Genomic DNA, 3,200 nt, shown 5'->3' on the forward strand with positions numbered 1-3,200 from the left:
TAAGATTTTTGGTCAACTTTGTCTGTTACTTTTACGGTCATTTCTCAAATTAATGCCAACGGTCTCGTATAACCGTCAGTTACGGATAAGTTAGCTAATATTTTCGGTTAGTCCCAAGCTTTAGAAATTCCGAGTGGATTCGGACGTAGTCGAATCCGCCGTAATTGCGGTTATACATTGTTGTAACATGTTTTTTATTTTTTGTTCGCAATAAATTCATCCGCAATTATGTATGGTTGTCTCAAATTAAAATCGTTTGGACTTACATCTTCATTTCCGAAAATTAAAAGTTTTGCATTTGGTCGATATGAGTAACCTTTGTCATAATCTTTAATTACATTTTCTACATTGAATTCAATTCCGTGCTTTTCACAAACTTGTCTTATCGGTTCAGCTAAAGGTTCCGTGATTCCAAGATTCATTTTTCCATTTTTATGATAATATTCTTTTATGTTGAAAAAATGTCTGTTTAGTTCTATCCAATTTCCTGTCATCTGTTCGTATGCAAAGTATAAATCTCCAATGAACTCACTCGGATTGCTTGGGAAACCTTGTAATTCACATTCCAATTCGTTTTTATGAAAAGTCCAAAGTAAAGGATGTTCATCCAATATTTTTAATTTGATGTATGGTAAATATTGTTCCGAGAACAGTCCTCTAAATTTAATCGTATTTTGTGCAATTAACCTCCAATGGTCGGCTTCAATTATTTTTCCAAAATCATCTCGTTCTTCTACGATGAAATTAAACTCCATTGTATCAAAATGTCCGATTTTACCTTTTAATTCGGTTAAGTGAAATTGTCCATTATGATAGAATTCATATGAATTAGTTTTCTCGATTAATTGGTCAATCATTGGTTTCCTCAAATGTGTTACAACGTTGTTGTATAAGATTAGTTGCGTGGTTTAAACACTAAAGTTAGCAAATAAATCACAGATAGAAAGTCCGCGAGGACTTTCGTAAGTAGGCTAGAAGCAAGCAATTAATTTTATACGTTGTTGTAAGTAGTATTTTACGAAATAATATTCGGAATACTCAATCTTATATATTTATTATTTTTTCTTCCTTGTTCGGTTTTATTTGTGTCCATTGGATATTCAGCGCCTAAATTTTCAATCAGAATTCGGTTACTATCAATTCCGTAATGAGTAAATATTTTCTTAACTGTTTCAGCACGTTTTAAATTCATTTCTGGATTTTCTTTATATTCTAAAGTATCTGAATTCACATAGAGTATCAGTTTTGTGTCTTTTCGAATATCAAGTAACGAAACATAGAATTTAATAATATTTGTATTTATGGGAAACGAACAGTTTTTTTCAAAAGCAAGAATGGTTGGTGGACAATAAAAAGTCTTAATTGTGTTCTCGTTATTAGTTCCGTTTTTATCTTTTTCAATAGCCATCAAATATTTTTCCATTGAAGGTCTTATTTCCTCCAAGTTAATTTCTTCAAGGCTTGTCAAATCAGAACAGTCAGACGTTTCTGTTTGTGATTGCACAGATGCACATCCGAAAATTAGAAATACAAATTTCAATAGAATGACGGTTTTTCTCATATTACTTACAACGGTCTTGGCTATGGTTTCGTTGCGTGAAAATCCGCGAGGATTTTCCGCCGTAAACCGAATATAGCAAAAATGCGAGGACTTTCCGAAAGGAAAGTCAGAAGCAATGAACTATAGCCGGTGTTGCCAACCGTTTTTTATTCAGATTATTAATTTAAAATTCAAATATTATGTCAAATGTCACAGCTTTTTTTAGAAAACAATTACCAAAATCAGAGCCTTTCGAATATCAAGGTCAAACACCAGAACAAACTGATGCTTTTATAAAGCTAAAAAAACTTTACGATTCTAAAGGACGTAATAATTCAACATTGTCAAAAGATGGTGACGATTCTGAAACCATTAAATCATAAATTGTAATGAACTTATTAGAAATACTTTCATTAAATAGTTCTTTCATTTGTTCAATCAGTTCGTCTCTTGAAAAGTCAACTGTTGAGTCAAAAAAATACATTTTTCCTTCGGTTTGGTCTTTTTTAATTGCTACAACCGAAATATATCTACCAAGGTCAACTACGTCTGTAATTCCTTTTTCCAAAAAGTTAATTCCGATTTCTAAATCTTGGTTAAAGTCGTCTCCGATTAATTTTAAATTGTATTCAATTTTATCTAAATCGGTTGCGATTCCAACAGTCCGAGTTTCATTTAAGTCATCTACCAAAAAGGTTAATTTTTCAGCTATTGGTGGTTGTGGTATTAAAAAATGTTTTTTCATTTACTCGGTTTTTCTCAAATGGTTGGCAACGGTCTAGTGTATGATTTCGTTGCGTGTTTAAGCAATAAATTTAGCAAATAAATCACAGATAGAAAGTCCGCGAGGACTTTCGTAAGTAGGCTGTAACTAGCAATGAATTATACACATTGTTGTGCTTTCGTTATTTTTTTAGTTGGTCTTTTAATTTTTTTGTTATAGATTCATTAAGTCCAATTAATTCTTTATACCAGTCAGATTCATTCTCTGATGCAGATTTCATAGAACTCAAATAACCTTTTAAACCTTCTAAGGTATAACCTCGGTTTCGAGTAACGAATTCTTCGAAATTCGAATAGCTATTGTTTATATATACATTTTCAAACCGAATAACATATTCAACATCAGCATAGTATTTAGAAATACTATTTTGTAAGTCAATATTCTGGTATAATTCTAAATCATTATTTGAAGACATTGTCTTAAATGTGGCATTATTTACTTTTATGGATTTTATCGTAAGAATTCCTCTATCACTAAGATCTTCTATAAAATCTTGTACTGGATCTGATAGTCTATCAATGATTGAAACTTTAGTGGAATCAAATACCATACACTCAATTAAACGCTTTTTATCTAATTCTAGGTCATTTAAGAGTGATTGAGTATATAAATTAAGGCGTTTACTATCAATTCTATTCTCATTCCAAGTATTGATTTGAAGTGCTAATAAAATTCCAATAACTACAAGAATGATTTCTCCAATCGCATATTTCAAGTACTTTCCAGTTTTACCTTTTGAAAGTAAATCTTGTCTAATTTTTCTAAAGAATTTTATCATTGGTTAGCGGTTTCTGATAATGAAGCACAACGTGTTCGTGTATGGTTAGTTGCGTGTTTCAGCAACTAATTTAGTAAACAAAAACGAACGCGAGAAAA

General features: G+C 31.1%; 4 protein-coding genes. All 4 read right to left on the reverse strand.

From position 1 onward, the window contains the following. Nucleotides 1-194: 194 nt before the first annotated feature. The 4 genes from ABD939_RS15555 to ABD939_RS15570 all read right to left on the reverse strand — a co-directional run bounded on the left by ABD939_RS15555 (nt 195) and on the right by ABD939_RS15570 (nt 3,102). Nucleotides 195-857 (reverse strand): hypothetical protein, encoded by a 663-nt coding sequence (locus ABD939_RS15555; RefSeq protein ID WP_345170490.1) that lies wholly within the window; start codon nt 855-857, stop codon nt 195-197. Nucleotides 858-1,015: 158 nt separating this feature from the next. Continuing rightward, entirely contained in the window at nt 1,016-1,561 is a 546-nt protein-coding gene (locus ABD939_RS15560; RefSeq protein WP_345170492.1) for an OmpA family protein, read from the reverse strand. Between the two features lie 289 nt (nt 1,562-1,850). After that, entirely contained in the window at nt 1,851-2,285 is a 435-nt protein-coding gene (locus ABD939_RS15565) for a hypothetical protein (RefSeq protein WP_345170494.1), read from the reverse strand. A 160-nt stretch (nt 2,286-2,445) separates the two neighbouring features. Beyond that, nucleotides 2,446-3,102 (reverse strand): DUF6090 family protein, encoded by a 657-nt coding sequence (locus tag ABD939_RS15570; RefSeq protein WP_345170496.1) that lies wholly within the window; start codon nt 3,100-3,102, stop codon nt 2,446-2,448. Nucleotides 3,103-3,200: the final 98 nt, after the last annotated feature.

This window comes from Algibacter aquimarinus (assembly GCF_039543265.1).
Taxonomy (GTDB): domain Bacteria; phylum Bacteroidota; class Bacteroidia; order Flavobacteriales; family Flavobacteriaceae; genus Algibacter_B; species Algibacter_B aquimarinus.